Source organism: Planotetraspora silvatica, assembly GCF_016863315.1.
GTDB classification, from domain to species: domain Bacteria; phylum Actinomycetota; class Actinomycetes; order Streptosporangiales; family Streptosporangiaceae; genus Planotetraspora; species Planotetraspora silvatica.
The window spans coordinates 14,277-32,765 of the sequence record NZ_BOOQ01000053.1; the positions used below are offsets into that span (position 1 = coordinate 14,277).

An 18,489-nucleotide genomic window follows, 5' to 3' on the forward strand; every position below is an offset into this window, starting at 1 on the left:
GACGAGCTCACCGATCTCTGCGGTGACAAACATAGCGTTCCTAGTGACAGAAACCCATCGCTCCATAGATCCGCGCCTTGATCAGTTCTCAGCGATCATCGGTCGGGTGTTCGAGAATTCCCGGATGCGTGACGACCACGAGCCTGCTGAGGTTGTTCCCGAGGATGAGGGCATTGACCTGGTCCCGGTTCGGGTCACCGCGTGGGGGAAGACGCTGGTCGTCCAGGAGATAGTCGAGCCGTACTGGGAGAGCCTCCTACCTTGGTGGGAGCCGCAGAACGCCAGCAAGCCCCTCGAAGACCTGACCGCCTGCCACTTCTTGTGCGATCCGGTGGCGGGCAGCGTTCCTATGTGCTGGAGCTGGTCAAGCGGCACGGGGGCTGGTTCCTCGAGGGCGTGGAGGACTAACTGTGCAGCACACGACGACCCGATGAACTACAACCGCCAGCCGGGGCCTTGAGTACCGGGCGCCGTTTCCGATCGCCTATACCGGTGAGATCAACACCATCCGGGGCAACCGGAACTGGATGCCTGCCTAGGTGCCTCGAGTTTGGCCATGTCGAGGCGTTGGGAGAAAAGACGCCCAGGTCACACCACGAGATCGGACGCTTCAAACGCGGAAGTTCGTTTGAACAGGAGGGCGCCCGGCACCGGCTGGGCCACGTATCAGCTGGTCATGCCTGGCATCGATGGGCACCGGTCAGAACGGTCCGGCAGGCTCCGGCTCACGGTCAGATGACGGTCAGACAAGCGAAAAGCCTGATCATCTAGAAGATGATCAGGCTTCCGACCTGCCGAAACAGAGTCGGGACGACAGGATTTGAACCTGCGACCCCTTGACCCCCAGAGTGGGGCACTTGGTTCGAATGCTCGCTACCGGCGCGAGCGCCGCGGTTCAGCCATGCCGCACCCTCGTGAACGCGGCGGTTCACGACAGCGACGGGTCCCCAACCTCGCACGGCGAGAAGGCTCAAAGACGGCCGGTTGTCATGCTGGCCCGCGACCAGACGAAGCAGCAATGACTGGTCCGTTGGGTGCCTATCTGTATGAGCACCCACATGTCAGGACTTCAGCGGCTAGTCACAGCTTGATCACACAGCGCGAAAGATCAATCACTATGCCCACCCTCTCCACGGATGTGCACAACCAGCATGATGGGCCACATGTGCCGTTCCTCTGCGCCGCCGCCCGTCTGGACAGCGGTCCGGCCAACCTGATAGCCGAATCGTCTTCGGCGCGTTCACGGTTCCGATCGAACATCGCGAAGGGCCGATCCCGCGCAACCACGTGTCGGGGAAGGCGGCTCACTGACGGTCCGAGACGGCGAGTGACGGTCGATCCGGGGGTCAGATCGGGGTCAGACGATCAAAAAGCCGGACTCCCATAGGTGGGATCCGGCCTCTGAACTGCGGAAACATGGTGGGCGATACTGGGATCGAACCAGTGACCTCTTCGGTGTGAACGAAGCGCTCTCCCGCTGAGCTAATCGCCCGGGATGGCCAGCCCCTCACGGTGCCGACGGGGAAAACCATACCGCAACCTACGGGGTGCTGGCGAAAAGCAGGCCGGGCTGACCCGATCGTCCGATGTTCACCAAAGGCGCCGAAAGGTTCCCTGGAGAGTCCACGGCGTGACGGTGTGGTGTCATAGCATCGTGCTCGACCGATACGCACGACGTAAGATCCTTTGCCCACAATAGCTCCGCCAGGAAGAGTTCAAGGACAGGTAAAGCCCGAGAAAAGATGCGCCCGATGGTGATGTTTGCGCAGGTAGGTGACCGAATGTCAAGCTGTGATCTGCGTTACAGAAGGGCCTGGAGGCGGAATCTTTCTTACGGGTCTCCTCGTTCGCCTCGTTAGCAAGAGCGGCGAACGAAACCCGACAAAGCAGTGATAGCCCCTATATGGGGACCCGACGACGAAAAGGTTTGGCTGACGATGCACAGCACCACCGTCTCTGCCGAGCTGGGCCTTCGGCTTGTGGTCCCCGACCGAGCTACCGTCCCTCTCCTTGCGGGACTCAGCTACACCGCCGAGGATCCGTACGCCATCAGAATGGCGTTCCACGTGGGCAACGACGAGCCCGTGGAGTGGATCTTCGCCCGTGAGCTGCTGACCGTCGGCATCGTCCGGCGTGTGGGCGACGGCGACGTCCAGGTCTGGCCGGCCCGCGCCGATGGCGAGCGAACACTCAACATCAGTCTCACGTCGCCCTTCGGCCAGGCCCTCTTCGAGGTGCCGCTGGCCCCACTCACCGAATTCCTCCATCGCACCTACGAGCTCGTTCCAGCCGGTCGCGAGACCGACTTCATGGATCTCGACGAAGAGCTCATCAACATGCTCTGGAGCTCCTGACCGGGCAACGCGGTCCTGAGCGCGCCCAACACGGTCCTGGCGCCGGGCGACCGAGCCCGATGATCGGGCCTAGTGAGCCTGCATCTCCCGCATCCGGGCGATCTCGATCTGCTGGCCGGACATCACGTCCTGCGCCATCTTCCGCATCGCCCGGTCGCTGCCCTTACCCAGTTCCTCCGCGGCCATCGTGATCGCGCCCTCATGGTGCCTGATCATCAACCGGAGGAACAAGCCGTCGAAGGCCGCGCCCCTGGCCGACCTCAGGCGGTTCAGCTCCTCCAGCGTGGCCATGCCGTAACCGGCCTCGCCATGATCATGACGTTCGGGAGCCGCGCGGCCGAGCGACTCGAGCCACGACGTCATGACGGCGATCTCCGGTCCCTGACCTGTGGTGATCCGCTCGGCGATGGCCCGGACGAGAGGCTCCGCGGCCCTGTCCGCGGCCAGCGCCGCCATCTCCAGCGCCTGCCGGTGGTGCGGGATCATCAGCTCGGCGAACCGCACATCGCCCGCGCCCGCCCTGGCCTCCGACTCCCCGATGCGCTCCCCCGGCTCTGCCGTACGGCCGGGCTCTCCCGGGCCGCCGGGAACGACCACCGGCACCTGTGAGCCGGCGACCAGCGGGGTCGGCTGCTCGGCCGGCGAACAGCCGGCGAGCACGGCGCCCGATATCAGCGCAAGCGTTACGAAACCACCGCACGCCGCCCGCCTCCTCAGCATAGGTTCCATACTGAACCAAATTCATATGCATGGGGGCACCGTGAAACGACCGATCGCCGCGGCCGTTCTGGCCGCCGTCCTCATCCCGGCCGCCGCGTGCACGACACCCGGATCACCGTCGCCGACGCGGTCCGCGCTGTCCGCGATGCCGTCGGCCATGTACACGGGCACTCCCACGGCCACGACGGTGTCCGACCTCGGCGAGGACGAGATCGGCCACAGTCCCAACATGAAGGTGATCGCCAACGTGCCCCTGCAGGCGCCCTTCGACGGGCCTGAGGCGTGGGGAACCGACCTGGCGTTCCAGGGAGACTACGCCTTCGTCGGCAACTACGAGGGGTTCACCGTCCACGACATCGGCGACCCCACTCGTCCCACGGCGGTGGCCCAGGTCGAGTGCCCGGGCGGGCAGAACGACATCTCCGTATCCGGAGACCTGCTGTTCCTCTCGGTCGACGAGCCGCGGTCCGACGACACCTGCGCGAGCACGCCGGCCGAACCCTTGGACGACGCCGAATGGGAGGGCATCCGGATCTTCGACATCTCGGACAAGACCCATCCCAAGTACGTCTCCGCCGTCCAGACCGAATGCGGCTCGCACACCCACGCGATCGTCCCCGGGAAGGACGCCGGCACGCTGTACCTCTACGTGTCCTCTCCCGGGCCGATACCCGGCTCCAAGGGCTGTCCTCCCCCGCACGAGAACATCTCCATCGTCGAGGTCCCGGTCGACGAACCCGCGAGCGCGCGGGTCGTGGCCAAGCCCGAGATCCTCAAGGACCGGGTGATCGACGAGGACTCTGACTTCCCGTCGGCCGGATGCCACGACATCACGGTCTACCCGGAGAAAGGCCTGGCGGCCGGCGCGTGCTTCGGCGACGGCATCCTGATGGACATCTCCGACCCGGTGAAGCCTCGTCTGCTCCAACTGGTGAGCGACAAGGAGAACTTCTCCGTCTGGCACTCCGCGACGTTCAACGACGCCGGAACCAAGATCGTCTTCGGTGACGAGCTGGGCGGCGGGATCGCCGCCACGTGCGGCGCGTCAGGCGAGCCCACCAAGGGCGCCGACGCGGTCTACGAGATCACCCCCGGCCACGAGCTCGTACGGCGCGGCTACTTCAAGATCCCCCGCATCCAGACGGCGGAGGAGAACTGCGTCGCCCACAACGGGTCGCTCATCCCGGTCCCAGGCCGGGACATCATGGTCCAGGCCTGGTACATGGGCGGCGTCTCGGTCTTCGACTTCACCGACTCCGACCGTCCGGAGGAGATCGCCTACTTCGAGCGGGGGCCGCTGAAGCCCGGCCTCCACCTCGGCGGCTCCTGGTCGGCGTACTACTACAACGGCTACGTCTACTCGAGCGACATCACCAAGGGCCTCGACGTCCTGCGCGTCGACGACCCTGTCACCGACCCCGCGAAGTCGGTCCGGATGACGGAGCTCAACGCGCAGACCCAGCACTCGTACGGCGGGGCCTGATCGAGGAGATCGGCCTCAGGGGTCGATGTCGGCGGCGGACCGCTCGGCGAACGCCTTCATGGCCGCCAGCGTGATCGGGCCGGGCGCCTGCGGCAGCGCGGTGCCGTTCACGAGGTGAATCGGCTGGACGTCCCGCGTGGTGGAGGTCAGGAACGCCTCCTCGGCCTCGTACAGCGCCGAGATCGGCACGTCGGCCTCCTCGCCGCCGTACCACTCCAGCGTGAGCGCGCGCGTGACCCCGGCCAGGCAGCCGGAGGCCAGCGTCGGGGTGATCAGCCGTCCGCCGGTCACGATGAAGATGTTGCTTCCGGTGCCCTCGCACAGGTCGCCGGCCAGGTTCTCGAAGATCGCCTCGCCGCCGCCGCGCTCCTTGGCGTACGCGAGCGCCTTGGCGTTGTCGCCGTAGGACGTGCTCTTGACGCCCGCGAGCGCGCCGCGCTCGTTGCGGGGCCACGGCACGACGGTGACGTCCCCGGTCGCCGGGAACGGCTTCTGCTCGCCGACGATGATGATCACGCTGGGCCCGTCCGAGCCCCGGTCCGACCCCAGCGGGCCCGGCCCGCTGGTGTAGGTGATCCTGATCCTGGCCAGCGGCCACTTGGGGGCGGCGGCGAGGCAGCGGCGCACGCCGTCGGCGATCGAGGCCACGTCGGGCTCGGGGAGGTCCATCCGCTTGGCCGACAGCGCCAGCCGGTCGAGGTGGCGGGTGAGCGCGAAGGCCTCGCCCTCGACACTCTTGATCGTCTCGAACACTCCGTCGCCGACCATGAGCCCGTGGTCGAACACCGAGACCACAGCCTTCTCGGGGTCCACGAGGTCCCCGTTCACCCAGATGGGTACAGCCATCTCCAACTCCATCTCTATGGTTCCGGATCGTTCCGTGAGGCGAGTCCGATGAGCCGGGCGGCCTTGAGCTCGGTCTCGTTCCACTCCAGCCGGGGATCGGATCCCCACGTGATCCCCGCCCCCGTGCCGAACCGGATCGTGTCGTGCTCGATCCAGAAGGTCCGGATTCCGACGGCCAGCGCCGCCTCGCGGCGGTCGGCGTCGACCCAGCCCACCGCCCCACAGTATGGACCTCGGGGCTCGGGTTCGAGCTCGTTGATGATGCGCAGCGCCGAAGATTTCGGCGCCCCCGTCACCGAGCCGGGAGGGAAGGTCGCGGCGAACAGCTCAGGCCAGCCGATCCCGTCCGCCGGTCTCGCCCGCACCGTCGACACCAGGTGCACCAGCCCGGGGTGCTCCTCGATCTCGAAGAGTGAGGGCACCGACACAGAGCCTACCTCGGCCACCCGGCCGAGGTCGTTCCGCACGAGATCCACGATCATCAGGTTCTCGGGATAGTCCTTTTCCAGGAGGTCGCCCGCCGTCGCCCCGGTGCCCTTGATCGGCCGCGACTCGACCACGTCGTCCCTGCGCGAAAGGAACAGCTCCGGCGAGGCGGACACCACCGCGAGGCCGGGGACGTCGATCACCGCGGCGTATGGTGCGGGGTTGCCCTCCGCCAGCCGTACGGCCAGGGCGAGCGGATCGGCGGGACCACCGGCACGTGGGAGCGGCGCGGACAGGATCCGGCAGAGGTTCGCCTGGTAGACCTCGCCCTGCTCGATGTAGTCCCTGATCCGCCGGACCCCCTGCTCGTAACCGGCCTGATCGAGTGAGCTCCGCCAGGCGTCCCTGGACGGCCCGCGCCAGGGGTGCGGCGAGGCCGGCAGCGGAGCTCGCCGCACGTCGTCGAACCGCGCGCAGGTGACCTTGCCCTCGTAGGACACCACGACGGCCCACCAGCCGGAGCCGTCCAGCGCGGCCAGGTCGGTGGTCACGTCGCGGAGTCCCGTGGCCAGGTATCCGCCGATATGAGCGAAGGCGTCGTACACGGATTCATTCTCCCAACCAGCGGACGATCAGGCGAAACGCCCGGCGGCCACGTCAGGCGAGTCCGCCGGCTCCGGCAGAGGCGAGCCGGCCGGGTGTGGAAGGCCACGCCGGAGGAAGCCGAGAAGCGCCCGGGCCGACGCCGGCGCGGGGCGCGGCAGCGCCGCGTACACGGTCCGGCGCGGCGCGAAGTCGCCGAGCGGCCGCAGCGCCAGATCGGCCCGTACGGCCGGCGCCGCCATGGCCGGCACCATCGTGATCCCGAGCCCGGCGGCCACGTACCCGAGCTTGCCCGTCCACTCGCCGATCCGGACCTCGACGCGGGGGGTGAATCCCGCCCGGGCGCACGCCTCGCCGAGCGTCGTGGCGCCGTCGGGCTGGGCGCCGGCGATCCAGCTCTCGTCCCGCAGATCACGCAGGTCGACCACGTCGGCCCCGGCCAGCGGGTGGTCGGCGGGCAGCGCGATCAGCAGTTCGTCCTCCAGCAGCGGCGTTACCTCGGCCTCCTCCCCGAGCGGCACGCCCGAGAAGTAGTCGCTGACCACCGCGATGTCGATCATGCCGTCCCCGACGCCCTCCATGAGCTCACCGCTCAGTCCCTCGACCAGGCTGACGTCGACGCCGGGGAAGGCCGCCCGGAAGTCGCGGAGCGCGCCGGGCACGAGTGCGGCGTTGGCCGTCGCGAACGCGCCCACCCTCAGGCGGCCGCCCGTGCCCCGCTGGATCGCGGCCAGCTCCTCCTCCGCCATCGCGAGACGTTTGAGCACGTCACAGGCGTGCCGGTGCAGAGCGTGGCCGGCGGGCGTGAGCCGTACGCCACGAGGGAGCCGATCGAAGAGCGGGCCGCCCGCCTCGGCCTCCAGCGTCGCCACGCGCCTGGATACGGCCGACTGGGTGTAGCTGAGCTCCAGCGCCGCCGCCGTGAAGGAGCCCGTGCGGGCCACGACGTCGAGCAGCCGGAGCATGTCCGTTTCGAGCATCGGTCCATCCATGAGTGGGAGGCATAGACCGCATGCAATCTACTCGTTGGTGGAATGGGAGGGTTCACGCATAGCGTCTTCGCATGATTGCCTTCCTTGGATTGGGGCGCATGGGCGCCCTCATGGCCGGGCGGCTCGTGGACGCCGGGCACAAGGTGACCGTGTGGAACCGGACGCGCAAAGAGCTGCCCGGTGCGCAGACGGCCTCCTCCCCCGCCGAGGCCGTGTCGGACGCCGACCTGGTCGTGACGATGCTCAGCGATCCCACGGCCGTGGACGAGGTGGCCAGGGCCGCGCTGCCGGGGCTGCGGCCCGGGTCGGTGTTCGTGGAGATGTCCACCATCGGGCCGGAGGCGGTGGCGCGGCTGCGCGGCCTGCTCCCCGAGTCCGTACGGCTCGTCGACGCTCCCGTGGTCGGCAGCCTGCAACCGGCGGCCGCGGGCACGCTGGCGGTCCTCGCGGGAGGCGCGCCTGAGGATCTCGCCCGCGTCCGTGACGTGCTGACGACCTTCGGGACGATCAGGGAGGCCGGTCCCCTCGGCGCGGGGGCTGCGCTGAAGCTCGCCGTGATGAGCGCTTTCGTGTCGGCCCAGGTCATGCTGGCGGAGAACCTGGCCTACGCCGAGGCCCTGGAACTGGACCGTTCGGTCTTCCTCGACACGCTGTCGGGCACCGCTCTCGCGGCGCTCGTCGATCGCCTCCGTCCCGCGATCGAGTCGGGACCGCCGGCGACCGGCTACTCACTCGGGTTGGCGGCCAAGGACCTGCGGCTGGCCACCGAAGGACCCGGCGCCGTGCAGACCGTGACGTCGGCGGCCCGGGACCGGCTGGCCCAGGCCGCCGGGGCCGGGCTCGGCGGGCGGGACATCACCGCGATCTTCACCGCGGCGCTGGACGGGCCCACCGCCCCCGAAGGGACCGGCGCGGCCGTACTGAAGATCAACCCGCCGACCGTCCCCGCCACCAACGGGTACTACTCGCACGCCACCCGGACGGGTGACCTCCTGTTCGTGTCCGGCCAGGTCGCCCTGGACGAGAAGGGCGAGGTCGTGGGCGAGGGCGACATGGCGCGCCAGAGCGAGTTCATCCTCGGCAACCTCGGGCGCATCCTCGAGGACCAGGGATCGTCGTTCGACCGGGTGCTGCACGTGCGGACGTTCCTGACCGACATGTCGCTGCTGCGCGAGTACGGCGACGTCCGCAGCCGGTATTTCACCGGCGAACCCCCGGCCAGCACCACCGTGGAGGTGTCCCGCCTGTTCCAGCCGGGTCTGCTCATCGAGGTCGAGGTGGTCGCCGCGGCCGGCTGACGCCTTCCACACACGGCGGCACGAGAAGAGAGGCACGGCCGGCATCCCACCGGCCGTGCCTCCGCCCAGTTCAGTTACCATACGTCTTCATATGGTGACAATGTGCGATATATCGGGGGCGTGATGGAACTCGTACCAGGCAACTCCCTGATCACCGCGAGCCCTGAGGACGGACGGGCCCTGGCCGTCCTGATCGCCAGGAACACGATTCACGCGATCCAGCCGGAGGCCGAGATCCTCCGGCGGGGCCGCGGCGAGCACGCCGCGGACCCCGACACGCGTACCTCCGCCGCGCACGTGATCTCGATCGAGTTCGCCACCATCGCCGCGGCCAACAACTACTGGCGCTGACCGGAGGGTCTCAGGACAGCGGGCCGGTGACGGACTCCGCGGCGGAGACCACCGCGCCGCTCGCGACGAGATCGACGACGGCCTCGATCTCGGGGGCGAGGAACCGGTCGGGCCCCGGCCCGGCGACCGACTCGCGCAGCAGCGCGACCACCGCGCCCGTCCCGGCGGCGGGCAGGTGCGGCGCGCGCAGGTCGAGCGCCCTGGCGGCCGTCAACACCTCGATGGCCAGCACGCGGGTGAGCCCGTCGATCGCCCGCCGCAGCTTGCGGCCGGCCGACCAGCCCATGGAGACGTGGTCCTCCTGCATCGCGGAGCTCGGGATCGAGTCGACGCTCGCCGGCACGGCCAGCCGCTTGAGCTCGGAGACGATGGCGGCCTGCGTGTACTGGGCGATCATGTGGCCGGAGTCCACGCCGGGGTCGCCCGCCAGGAACGCGGGAAGCCCGTGGCTGCGCGCCACGTCGAGCATCCGGTCGGTCCGCCGTTCGGCGATCGACGCGAGGTCGGCGACCGCGATCGCCAGGAAGTCCAGGACGTACGCCACGGGCGCGCCGTGGAAGTTGCCGTTGGACTCGACCCGGCCGTCGGCGAGGACCACCGGGTTGTCGATCGCGCTGGCCAGCTCACGCGCGGCGACGGTGGCGGCGTGGGCGACCGTGTCCCTGGCCGCTCCGGCGACCTGCGGCGCGCAGCGCAGGGAGTAGGCGTCCTGGACCCGGGTGCAGGATCCGTCACGGTGCGACTCCATGATCCCCGAGCCGTCGAGGAGGCCGCGCATGTTGGCCGCGGCCGCCGCCTGGCCGGGGTGCGGGCGCAGCGCCTGCAGGTCGGCGGCGAAGACGGCGTCGGTGCCGAGCAGCGCCTCGACGCTCATCGCGGCGCTGATGTCGGCGGTCTTGAGCAGCCTGATCAGGTCGTCGATGGCCAGGACCAGCATGCCGAGCATGCCGTCCGTGCCGTTGACGAGGGCGAGCCCCTCCTTGGCGGCGAGCTCGACCGGCTCGATGCCGCTCTGCTTCAGCGCCTCCTCGGCCGGCTTCACCTGGCCGTCCGCCGTACGGACGACTCCTTCGCCCATGAGCGTCAGCGCGACGTGGGAGAGCGGGGCGAGGTCACCCGAGCAGCCGAGGCTGCCGTACTCGTGGACCACGGGCGTGATCCCCGCGTTGAGCAGGGACTCCAGGACACGGGCGGTCTTCGGGCGCACCCCGGTGTGGCCGGTGGCGAGCGTGTGCAGGCGCAGCAGCATCATCGCCCGCGTCACCTCGGTCTCCACCTCGGGACCGGATCCGGCGGCGTGCGAGCGGATGAGGCTGCGCTGGAGTTGCGCCCGCAGCGCGGGGTCGATCTGCCGCGTGGCCAGGGCGCCGAAGCCCGTGGAGACGCCGTAGGCGGGGGTGTCGGCCTCGGCGAGGTCCTCGATCCGTCCACGGGAGGCGGCCATCTCCGCCAGGGCGTCGTCCGTCAGCCGCACGGCCCCGCCGTGTCTGGCGACCTGGATGACGTCGTGGAAGGTCAGCGGCTCAGGCCCGACCGCCGTTGCCTCGCTGTCGTGCATCGTCCCACTCTCCCGGAGCCTCGGTGGCTCTTCGTGCGCTTGCAGGCCCGCCGGCGACCGCGGAGGTAACCAGCGTATTGCATGTTAGCTCCTTACATCCGAACGTCGACTCCAGACCGGCCCGCCCGGCCGCGGTCACCTCGATCGCCCGCCGGGTGGTCCCCCGCGCCAGCCATTCCAGGGCCACCATCCGCTCGAACATCGCCGCGCCGAGCGCGCCGCCGAGGTGGGGGCGGCGTTCCAGCCAGTCGAGACACGCGGGGGCGAACTTGCGGCGGCTGAGCCGTACGGCGTCGAGGTCGACCCCGAACGCGGTGACGGCGTCCCGGCCGCTGGAGGTGACCTCGCAGGAACCCTCGCCGGACTCCACGAGGTGGCCCTCCCGCAGCAGGGCGTCGTAGACCTCGACGCCGACCCTGCCCGCGAGGTGGTCGTAGCAGGTCCGCGCCTCCTGGAGCAGCCGGGCCTGCCGCGACTGCCTCAGCGAACGCACGGCGGGCCGCTCGCTGATCGTCGCGAGCACCTCCAGGACCTGGGCCACGTCGGGCCCGGAGAGCCGGTAGTAGCGGTGCCGCCCCTGGCTGATCATGGTGATCAGGCCGCCGTCCCGCAGCCGGGCCAGGTGGGCGCTGGCGGTCTGCGGGGTCACCCCGGCCATCCGGGCGAGCTCACCCGCGGCGAGCGCCCGGCCGTCCAGGAGGGCGGTGAGCATGGCGGCGCGCGTGGCGTCGGCGATCAGCGCCGCGACCGGGGCGATCTCCGCGTCCTGTGCGATGTATTCGGCGGGCATGTTTCGACGCTAACCCACCCATTGTTCGGCGGTCGCCGAAGCATCCCCTCCTGCGGCTCGCGCTGATTTGGGGTGTGGGCGGTGATTCGATAAAGTGCAACGCGTGAGTCCGCCCCGGCGGACGGCATGCGGAAGTGGCTCAGTGGTAGAGCATCACCTTGCCAAGGTGAGGGTCGCGGGTTCGAATCCCGTCTTCCGCTCGGAGTTGCACCTGGTGGAGTGGCCGAGAGGCGAGGCAACGGCCTGCAAAGCCGTCTACACGGGTTCAAATCCCGTCTCCACCTCTGGTCCGACACGGGCGATTAGCTCAGCGGGAGAGCGCTTCCCTGACACGGAAGAGGTCACTGGTTCAATCCCAGTATCGCCCACCATCTTTTCCCGGCCTTGACGGCCTGTTCGAAAGCCGCCGGATCTCCGGCGGCTTTTCGCATTCCCCGGGATCCATGACGCCCCCTCTCGGGTCCGGCGCATCCCCTGCCACCAGCGCCTTCACCCCTTCCCACCGAGCCCGCCACCCCGAGAGTAGTTAGTTAGGCAAAGCAACTACTATCGGGACGAAGGAGGAGGACGTGCGCATGCGTGATGCGGGAAACTCCATGAACGCCCCGAAGGCTCCGGCCGGCACGGGGACGGCGGGCGGGCCACCGGACGCGGCCCGGCGGGCCGGGCGGCTCGATCGGGACCATCCCCGCTACAAGTGGGTGGCGCTGTCGAACACGACGGTTGGCATGTTGCTCGCAACCGTGAACTCGTCGATCGTCATCATCTCGCTTCCGGCGATCTTCAGGGGCATCGGGCTCAACCCGCTGGAGCCCGGCAACGTGAGCTTCCTGCTGTGGATGATCATGGGGTTCCTGCTCGTGTCCGCCGTGCTGGTCGTCCCGGCCGGCCGGCTGGGAGACATGTTCGGCCGGGTGCGGATCTACAACAGCGGGTTCGCGGTGTTCACCGTCGCCTCGATCGCGCTGTCACTCGACCCGCTGCACGGCGGATCGGGCGCGCTCTGGCTGATCGGCTGGCGGGTCGTGCAGGGCGTCGGCGGCGCCATGCTCTTCGCCAACTCCACGGCGATCCTCACCGACGCGTTCCCCGTAGAGCAGCGCGGCACGGCACTGGGCGTCAACCAGGTCGCCGCCATCGCCGGCTCGTTCCTCGGCCTGATCATCGGCGGCCTCCTCGCGGAGTGGGACTGGCGGGTCGTGTTCCTGGTCAGCGTCCCGATCGGCCTGGTCGGCACCATCTGGTCCTACGCCTCCCTGCGCGAACTGGGCGACCGCCGTCCCGGCCGGCTCGACCTGCCCGGCAACATCACCTTCGCGGCGGGGCTCGGGGTGGTGCTGGCCGCCATCACCTACGGCATCCAGCCGTACGGCGGGCACAGCACGGGCTGGGCCAACCCGTGGGTCCTCGGCGGGATCGGCGGCGGCGTCCTGCTGCTGATCGCGTTCTGCGTGATCGAGAGCAGGGTCGCCGAACCCATGTTCCAGCTGAGCCTGTTCCGGATCCCGCAGTTCTCCGCGGGCAGCCTGGCCGTGCTGCTGTCGGCGATCGGGCGGGGCGGCCTGCAGTTCATGCTGATCATCTGGCTGCAGGGCATCTGGCTGCCGTTGCACGGCTTCGCCTTCGAGGAGACCCCGCTGTGGGCCGGCATCTACATGTTGCCGCTGACGGTGGGCTTCCTGGCCGCGGGCCCGGTGTCGGGCTACCTGTCGGACAGGTACGGGCAGCGGCTGTTCGCCTCCGGCGGACTGATCATCGTGGCCGCCGCCTTCCTCGGGCTGATGGCGCTGCCGGTCGACTTCCCCTACTGGGTGTTCGCGGCGCTGCTGGCGGTCAGCGGGATCGGCTCGGGCGTCTTCTCCTCGCCCAACACCTCCCGGGTGATGAGCAGCGTGCCCGCCCACCAGCGGGGGGCCGCCGCCGGAATGCGCGGCACCTTCCAGAACTCCGGGCAGGCCCTGTCCATCGGCGTCTTCTTCTCGTTGCTCATCATCGGCCTGGCTTCCGGGCTGCCGAACGCCCTCACCTCGGGTCTGGAGAGATCCGGGGTCCCTGCGGCCGTCGCGCAGTCTGTCGGCCACCTGCCGCCCGTCGGCAGCCTGTTCGCCGCCTTCCTGGGCTACAACCCCATCCGGACGATCCTGCCGCCGGACGTGCTGCGCTCACTGCCGCCTGACACCCAGGCCCGGCTGACGGGGAACGAGTTCTTCCCTAATCTGATCTCCGCGCCCGTCCACCAGGGCCTCGTTGTGGTCTTCTCCGCGGCCGCCGCCATGATGGTCATCGGGGCGATCGCCTCGCTGCTGGACGGCCGGCGACGGACGACGACCACCCCCACCACCATCTGACCGACCTTCCACCACCTGCGGCCCCGGACGGGGTCCCCGCAGAACATACGAGTAAGAGGATCAGCGATGAACGACGCCATCTGGGCCGGCACGATCTCCGTCGCCGGACATGAGAACGCCGAGCTCGAGGCCTACCTGGCCCGGCCGCTCGGTGAGGAGCCCCGCGGCGGTGTGGTGGTGATCCACCACATGCCCGGCTACGACGAGGCCTCCAAGGAGATCGTCCGCAAGTTCGCGGCCCACGGCTACGCCGCCGTCTGCCCGAACCTGTACTCGCGGGAGGGCGCGGGCGTCAGCCCGGACGACCAGGCCGCGGCCGCGCGGGCGAAGGGCGGCGTCCCCGACGAGCAGCTCGTCGGCGACGTGGCCGGGGCGGCCGCTCATCTGAACGGGCTCGACCACGCCAACGGCAAGATCGGCGTGATCGGCTTCTGCTCAGGGGGCCGTCAGACGTTCCTGGCGGCCTGCTCGCTCCAGATCGACGCGGCCGTGGACTGCTACGGAGCCTTCGTGGTCAACGAGCCGCCCGCGGAATCCGGCATGAAGGTCACTTCGCTGCTGTCCAAGGCGCCCGGCCTGTCCAGCCCGCTGCTCGGCCTGTTCGGCGCCGACGACTCCTTCCCCGGGCCCGAGGAGGTCGCGGTCCTGGCCGCGGAGCTCGAGAAGCTGGGCAAGGACCACGAGTTCCACACCTACCCCGACGCCGGGCACGCGTTCTTCGCCGTCGACAGGCCCTCCTACCGTCCCGCCGCCGCCGTGGACGGCTGGAAGAAGATCTTCGACTTCTACGGCCGCCACCTCAGCGCCTGACAGGATCCACGATGTGCACCTATCTCACCCAGAAGATCGAGCTTGACGGCGCCGCCAAGGGGGCGACCGGCTGGTTCACGCTCAGCGACGGCGCCGTCTACGTCGACCACCCGTACCACGCCACGCACGAACACACGCTGAACATCGACTTCACCAACCCCGGCGAGGGCCCGTCGGCGCGGGTCGCGGTCGAGCTCACGGAGGAGGCCGCGCTGGCGCTGGTCGAGGCCATCCAGAAGGCGCTGGCCGCGGCACCGCCCGGGCTCGCGTCGGGCGCGCACGCACGCGCCGCCTCCTGAGGACTTCCCTCTCCCCCGCGGCGGCCGGAGGCCCGCGCCCGTCTCAGCGGCGCTGAGCGGCGTGGGTCATCCGGCCCGGCCGGCTAGCTGGTCGAACAACGCGAGAGCGGCCAGGCGCACCTCATCGGGGGCGATGCCGTCCAGGGTGCTGCGGGCGTGGTCGTTGTCACGCGTGGTGGCGCACGTGATGGCGACCGAGGCTGCGGCCGCGTGACGAAGCGACCCGGCGGGCGCGTTGTCCGCCATTTCCTGGGCGCTCGTGGCGAGATCGAGGTTGTCCCTGCTGAGTGGGCTGGTCACCGAGGTCTCCTGGAGTTCGTGATTGGAGCCATTATTAGTCATGCCTGCCCGCATGCGACCATCGCCCACCCGTATCGCCACCTGTATCGCCTGACCTGTCACGTCATGGAACCGGCCCCGGATCCTCCATACGGGATCCGGGGCCGGTGGTCATGAGGGGCCGAAGCGCGGTCGAACCAGGTCAGACGTGGTCAGGCCGAATCTCGTGCCCTGGTCAGCCGAGCCAGGTGGCGACCTGGCCCATGGAGCTGGAGGCCCAGCCGAGCTTGAGGTGGTTCAGGCCGAGGACGGCGGTGGCCGCCCGGTTGGCGATCCCGTCGGGCGCGGAGCAACTGGCGACGAAGACCGCCCCGTCGGACGGGCCCGTGTGCTCGTTGTGCAGGAGCGCCATGTCCGGCGTGTTGCCGCAGAGCTGGTAGACCGGCACGCTCGCCGGGGTGCCCGCGTTGATCAGGGGCACGACCAGCGAGCCCCGGTCGATGGCGTACTGGATGCCGCGGCCCGCCGTGTAGAAGCCCGTGCCGCCGTAGTACGTGGTGTACCAGTCCTGCTCGGTCGCGGGCAGGGGGTAAACGTCGTCCCAGCGGTAGAGCATGTCGTCGGAGCCCGGGTAGGCGTCGCCCTCGTAGCTCAGGTCGGTGTGGGTGCGCCAGAGGCCGTAGCAGACCATCTTCGTGTGCGGTGCGGGCGCGTTGAGCGTGCCCCCACATTCCGGAAATATCGCGAAATCGTGGGTCCAGCCGTGCCGGTAGCCCCAGTCGAAGCCCTTGTTGGGACCGCCGAGCAGGACCAGTTTCCTGACGTCGCCCCTGTACGCGGTGCCCCACGACTTGCGCAGCGACGACACGTACATGCGGGCGTTGAACGCGCCCTTGGACCAGCCGACCACGTCGACCTGGGACGCGCCCGTCTTGGCCCTGATCAGGGAGACGGCGTCGGCGATCTGCTCCGACCAGTAGTACCCGTCGCCGGTGGTGTGCGGGAACCCGATCGCGAAGACCTTGTAGCCCTTGCCGCTCAGGCTCTGCATGAGACCGGTCGTGGGACAACTCGCCTGGCCGCAGCCGTACGCGCCGGCGGCGTTGGGGTTCGCCCAGGCCTGGTCGGCCGTCTGGTTGGCGCCGTGGACGAGCAGCACGGGGACGGGCTTGGCCCCGGTCTGCCATCCCGGCGCGGAGTAGAGCAGGAAGCGTGAGGAGTGCGGGCGGGCCACGTCACCGAACAGGTGCTTCGTCTGGCCCGTCTGGTCGCCCCGCCCGTCCGACGGGTACGTCTCGGCCACGAAGGCCGTGGAGTTGTCCTTGTACCGCTCGACCTGTGCCCAGCCGTTCTGCAGCCCGGACGTGTACGTCGCCTCCAGAGTCACGGAACCGGTGGCGGAGGCGGGCGCGGCCGGGGCCGCGAGCACGATGGCGGCCACCAGGCCCAGGGCGGCCGGCAACCGGCCCCAAGGACGTCGTCTCATCACATCTCCCTTGACGCTCCACCCCCGTGACAGACACCAGTTCGCCCGATGGAGGCGGCCGGATCAATGTGGGCGGCCCACATGCCACGGGCGCCGGCGGTGGGGGAACCGTTCAGAGCGCGGCGCGCACGGCCTCGGCGAGCTCCAGGAGGTGGTGGTCGTCGCGGGCGGTGAGCTGGAGATCCATGAAGATCTCGTGGGCGCCCACGTCCGCGGCGGCGGAGAGGTAGCCGGCGATCTGCGTCACCGTGCCGGCTCTCGGGACACGCGATTGAGGGACGGGCTCGTCGGTGATGATCGGGTTGCTGCGCAGGGCCATGCGCAGCGCGTCGGGGTCCCGGCCGGCCTCCTCCGCGCTCCTGCGGACGGCCTTCCACATGGAGGTGAGAGCGGGGATCGGGAGCGCGGCGGGCAGCCAGCCGTCCGCCCTGCGCCCGACGCGCTCCAGGGCCGCCGGGGCGAACCCGGACAGGTAGAGCGGCGGCCTGGCGACCGGCTTGGGGAAGATGTGGCTCGGGGTGACCGCCCAGCGTTCGTCCTCGTAGGACACCGGATCGGTGGTCCAGACGGCGTCCAGCAGGTCGAGGACGGCGTCGAACCGCGACCCTCGGGACTTCCAGGGCACCCCCACCGCGGCGTACTCGTCGGAGGACCAGCCCAGCCCCAGGCCCACGCGGAGGCGCCCACTGCTCAACTGGTCGAGGGTGGCGAGTGAACGGGCCAGCAGCACGGGCGGGTACCAGCAGGCGTTGAGCACGCTGGTGCCGAGCCGTACCCGCGTGGTGCTCGCCGCGGCGACCGACAACACCGCGACGGGGTCGAGGAAGACCCGGTGGGCCTCCGGAATGGTCCCGTCCCCGCCGGGATAGGGGTCCCTGGGCTTGAGCGGAGTCATCAGCCGGTCACCGACCCACAGGCTCGAGAAGCCGAGCGACTCGGCCTCACGCGCGACCAGGCGGACGCTCTCCAGCGACGCGAACCGCCCGTACTGGGCGAGCGCAAGACCGATCTCCACGCTGGAACCTCGCTGTCAGATCTTGCGCCCCACACCACAGAGGATGAGTGACGTCTCCGGCGGGTCGAACTGGACCGAGATGTCCGGCCGCCATTCCGGCAACCAGACCAGGCCGGGCTCCACCAGGTCGAACCCGTCGAACAGGGTCCCGATCTCGTCGCGGGTGCGCAGCACCAGCGGCGAGGTGGCGCCCTCGTAGACCTGGGTGCCGGCCGTCACGGCCGCGGGGCGGGCATCGCGCGTGCCGTGCGACAGGACGAGGAAGCTGCCCGGCGGCAGCGCGTCCCGCAAAGTGGTGAGGATGCGCGCGGGATCGTCGCCGTCCGGGATGAAGTGCATGATCGCGACGAGGAGCAGGCCGACGGGCTTGCCGAAGTCGATGGCCTTGACCACGTCTTCGTGGTTCAGGATCTCCTCGGGTCGCCGCAGGTCGCCCTCGACGACGGTGGTCGTCCCGCCCGCGCCCGCCAGCAGGGCCCGGGCGTGGCCGAGCACGACGGGGTCCTTGTCCACGTAGACGACCCGGGCGTCCTCGATGACCTCGGCGGCCACCTCGTGGACGTTGCCCTGGGTGGGCAGACCGGTACCGATGTCCAGGAACTGGGTGATACCGGATTCGGCCAGGAACCGTACGGCCCGGCCGAGGAACGCCCTGTTCTCGCGAGCGGCGAGCCGCAACTCCGGCGCGACGGCGAGGATCCGCTCGGCGGCCTCACGGTCTGCGGCGAAGTTGTCCTTGCCACCCAGGTAGTAGTCGTACAACCGCGCGATGTTGGGCGTGGTCGGATCGAATCCCCAGGATCGGCGATCTTGCCCCAAGGAGCACTCCCC

Annotated in this window: 18 protein-coding genes and 4 tRNA genes; 11 read left to right on the top strand and 11 right to left on the bottom strand. The window is 69.6% G+C overall.

What is annotated here, in order from left to right:
- The first annotated feature begins 22 nt into the window (after positions 1 to 22).
- On the top strand, positions 23 to 460 hold the full coding sequence (locus Psi02_RS34275) for a hypothetical protein (RefSeq protein WP_203980025.1): 438 nt from the start codon (positions 23 to 25) through the stop codon (positions 458 to 460).
- A 957-nt stretch (positions 461 to 1,417) separates the two neighbouring features.
- Here Psi02_RS34275 and Psi02_RS34280 read toward each other — a convergent pair.
- Positions 1,418 to 1,492: transfer RNA gene (locus Psi02_RS34280), tRNA-Val, on the bottom strand.
- A gap of 445 nt (positions 1,493 to 1,937) precedes the next feature.
- Between Psi02_RS34280 and Psi02_RS34285 the strand changes: the two genes are divergently transcribed.
- Positions 1,938 to 2,354: an SsgA family sporulation/cell division regulator gene (locus Psi02_RS34285; protein ID WP_203884823.1), complete on the top strand. Its 417-nt coding sequence runs from the start codon at positions 1,938 to 1,940 to the stop codon at positions 2,352 to 2,354.
- Positions 2,355 to 2,423: 69 nt separating this feature from the next.
- On the opposite strand, the gene Psi02_RS34290 is transcribed toward Psi02_RS34285, so the two are convergent.
- Positions 2,424 to 3,074, bottom strand: coding sequence for a DUF305 domain-containing protein (locus tag Psi02_RS34290; protein ID WP_203980026.1), 651 nt, complete (start codon positions 3,072 to 3,074; stop codon positions 2,424 to 2,426).
- Between the two features lie 40 nt (positions 3,075 to 3,114).
- On the opposite strand from Psi02_RS34290, the gene Psi02_RS34295 reads away from it, so the two are divergent.
- A complete protein-coding gene (locus Psi02_RS34295) occupies positions 3,115 to 4,557 on the top strand; it encodes an LVIVD repeat-containing protein (protein WP_239095404.1) in 1,443 nt (480 codons plus the stop codon).
- Positions 4,558 to 4,572: 15 nt separating this feature from the next.
- On the opposite strand, the gene Psi02_RS34300 is transcribed toward Psi02_RS34295, so the two are convergent.
- Genes Psi02_RS34300 through Psi02_RS34310 form a run of 3 tightly spaced genes read right to left on the bottom strand, consistent with a single transcriptional unit; the run spans position 4,573 to position 7,412 of the window.
- A complete protein-coding gene (locus Psi02_RS34300; protein ID WP_203980027.1) occupies positions 4,573 to 5,403 on the bottom strand; it encodes an aminotransferase class IV in 831 nt (276 codons plus the stop codon).
- Between the two features lie 14 nt (positions 5,404 to 5,417).
- Complete coding sequence (locus Psi02_RS34305) at positions 5,418 to 6,434, bottom strand: chorismate-binding protein (RefSeq protein ID WP_203980028.1); 1,017 nt, start codon at positions 6,432 to 6,434, stop codon at positions 5,418 to 5,420.
- 27 nt (positions 6,435 to 6,461) lie between these two features.
- Positions 6,462 to 7,412 carry a LysR family transcriptional regulator gene (locus tag Psi02_RS34310; RefSeq protein WP_203980029.1) on the bottom strand — a complete coding sequence of 317 codons (951 nt, stop codon included), beginning with the start codon at positions 7,410 to 7,412 and terminating at the stop codon, positions 6,462 to 6,464.
- An 83-nt stretch (positions 7,413 to 7,495) separates the two neighbouring features.
- On the opposite strand from Psi02_RS34310, the gene Psi02_RS34315 reads away from it, so the two are divergent.
- Positions 7,496 to 8,722 (top strand): NAD(P)-binding domain-containing protein, encoded by a 1,227-nt coding sequence (locus tag Psi02_RS34315; protein WP_203980030.1) that lies wholly within the window; start codon positions 7,496 to 7,498, stop codon positions 8,720 to 8,722.
- 123 nt (positions 8,723 to 8,845) lie between these two features.
- Entirely contained in the window at positions 8,846 to 9,073 is a 228-nt protein-coding gene (locus tag Psi02_RS34320; protein ID WP_203980031.1) for a hexameric tyrosine-coordinated heme protein, read from the top strand.
- Between the two features lie 10 nt (positions 9,074 to 9,083).
- On the opposite strand, the gene hutH is transcribed toward Psi02_RS34320, so the two are convergent.
- Together hutH and Psi02_RS34330 are read right to left on the bottom strand one after the other, a co-directional pair.
- Positions 9,084 to 10,631, bottom strand: a complete 1,548-nt coding sequence (hutH, locus tag Psi02_RS34325; RefSeq protein ID WP_203980032.1) for a histidine ammonia-lyase — start codon at positions 10,629 to 10,631, stop codon at positions 9,084 to 9,086.
- The gene (locus Psi02_RS34330) at positions 10,597 to 11,421 is read right to left on the bottom strand and encodes an ArsR/SmtB family transcription factor (protein WP_203980033.1); all 825 of its coding nucleotides are present in this window, start codon (positions 11,419 to 11,421) and stop codon (positions 10,597 to 10,599) included. Before Psi02_RS34330 ends, hutH begins: the two co-directional genes overlap by 35 nt.
- 128 nt (positions 11,422 to 11,549) lie before the next feature.
- Here Psi02_RS34330 and Psi02_RS34335 point away from each other — a divergent pair.
- The 6 genes from Psi02_RS34335 to Psi02_RS34360 all read left to right on the top strand — a co-directional run bounded on the left by Psi02_RS34335 (position 11,550) and on the right by Psi02_RS34360 (position 14,878).
- A tRNA-Gly gene (locus Psi02_RS34335) sits at positions 11,550 to 11,621 on the top strand.
- Positions 11,622 to 11,634: 13 nt separating this feature from the next.
- Positions 11,635 to 11,705: transfer RNA gene (locus Psi02_RS34340), tRNA-Cys, on the top strand.
- A gap of 12 nt (positions 11,706 to 11,717) precedes the next feature.
- Positions 11,718 to 11,792: transfer RNA gene (locus tag Psi02_RS34345), tRNA-Val, on the top strand.
- Positions 11,793 to 11,996: 204 nt separating this feature from the next.
- A complete protein-coding gene (locus Psi02_RS34350; protein WP_239095405.1) occupies positions 11,997 to 13,769 on the top strand; it encodes an MFS transporter in 1,773 nt (590 codons plus the stop codon).
- A 66-nt stretch (positions 13,770 to 13,835) separates the two neighbouring features.
- Positions 13,836 to 14,579 carry a dienelactone hydrolase family protein gene (locus tag Psi02_RS34355; RefSeq protein WP_203980034.1) on the top strand — a complete coding sequence of 248 codons (744 nt, stop codon included), beginning with the start codon at positions 13,836 to 13,838 and terminating at the stop codon, positions 14,577 to 14,579.
- 11 nt (positions 14,580 to 14,590) lie between these two features.
- A complete protein-coding gene (locus Psi02_RS34360) occupies positions 14,591 to 14,878 on the top strand; it encodes a DUF6295 family protein (RefSeq protein WP_203980035.1) in 288 nt (95 codons plus the stop codon).
- A 66-nt stretch (positions 14,879 to 14,944) separates the two neighbouring features.
- Here Psi02_RS34360 and Psi02_RS34365 read toward each other — a convergent pair whose 3' ends face one another.
- The 4 genes from Psi02_RS34365 to Psi02_RS34380 all read right to left on the bottom strand — a co-directional run bounded on the left by Psi02_RS34365 (position 14,945) and on the right by Psi02_RS34380 (position 18,477).
- Positions 14,945 to 15,178, bottom strand: coding sequence for a hypothetical protein (locus tag Psi02_RS34365; RefSeq protein WP_203980036.1), 234 nt, complete (start codon positions 15,176 to 15,178; stop codon positions 14,945 to 14,947).
- A gap of 214 nt (positions 15,179 to 15,392) precedes the next feature.
- Positions 15,393 to 16,643: an esterase/lipase family protein gene (locus Psi02_RS34370; protein ID WP_203980037.1), complete on the bottom strand. Its 1,251-nt coding sequence runs from the start codon at positions 16,641 to 16,643 to the stop codon at positions 15,393 to 15,395.
- A 112-nt stretch (positions 16,644 to 16,755) separates the two neighbouring features.
- Positions 16,756 to 17,658, bottom strand: a complete 903-nt coding sequence (locus Psi02_RS34375; protein ID WP_203980038.1) for a TIGR03619 family F420-dependent LLM class oxidoreductase — start codon at positions 17,656 to 17,658, stop codon at positions 16,756 to 16,758.
- 15 nt (positions 17,659 to 17,673) lie between these two features.
- Positions 17,674 to 18,477 (bottom strand): SAM-dependent methyltransferase, encoded by an 804-nt coding sequence (locus tag Psi02_RS34380; RefSeq protein ID WP_203980039.1) that lies wholly within the window; start codon positions 18,475 to 18,477, stop codon positions 17,674 to 17,676.
- Between the last annotated feature and the right edge of the window lie 12 nt (positions 18,478 to 18,489).

What these genes read in the sequence shown, in the direction of transcription:
- Psi02_RS34360 (WP_203980035.1), top strand. Translation starts at nt 14,591, where the DNA reads ATGTGCACCTATCTCACCCAGAAGATCGAGCTTGACGGCGCCGCCAAG.
- Psi02_RS34350 (WP_239095405.1), top strand. Translation starts at nt 11,997, where the DNA reads ATGCGTGATGCGGGAAACTCCATGAACGCCCCGAAGGCTCCGGCCGGC.
- Psi02_RS34285 (WP_203884823.1), top strand. Translation starts at nt 1,938, where the DNA reads ATGCACAGCACCACCGTCTCTGCCGAGCTGGGCCTTCGGCTTGTGGTC.
- Psi02_RS34370 (WP_203980037.1), bottom strand. Translation starts at nt 16,643, where the DNA reads ATGAGACGACGTCCTTGGGGCCGGTTGCCGGCCGCCCTGGGCCTGGTG.
- Psi02_RS34315 (WP_203980030.1), top strand. Translation starts at nt 7,496, where the DNA reads ATGATTGCCTTCCTTGGATTGGGGCGCATGGGCGCCCTCATGGCCGGG.
- Psi02_RS34300 (WP_203980027.1), bottom strand. Translation starts at nt 5,403, where the DNA reads ATGGCTGTACCCATCTGGGTGAACGGGGACCTCGTGGACCCCGAGAAG.
- Psi02_RS34290 (WP_203980026.1), bottom strand. Translation starts at nt 3,074, where the DNA reads ATGCTGAGGAGGCGGGCGGCGTGCGGTGGTTTCGTAACGCTTGCGCTG.
- Psi02_RS34355 (WP_203980034.1), top strand. Translation starts at nt 13,836, where the DNA reads ATGAACGACGCCATCTGGGCCGGCACGATCTCCGTCGCCGGACATGAG.
- Psi02_RS34310 (WP_203980029.1), bottom strand. Translation starts at nt 7,412, where the DNA reads ATGCTCGAAACGGACATGCTCCGGCTGCTCGACGTCGTGGCCCGCACG.
- Psi02_RS34330 (WP_203980033.1), bottom strand. Translation starts at nt 11,421, where the DNA reads ATGCCCGCCGAATACATCGCACAGGACGCGGAGATCGCCCCGGTCGCG.
- Psi02_RS34320 (WP_203980031.1), top strand. Translation starts at nt 8,846, where the DNA reads ATGGAACTCGTACCAGGCAACTCCCTGATCACCGCGAGCCCTGAGGAC.
- hutH (WP_203980032.1), bottom strand. Translation starts at nt 10,631, where the DNA reads ATGCACGACAGCGAGGCAACGGCGGTCGGGCCTGAGCCGCTGACCTTC.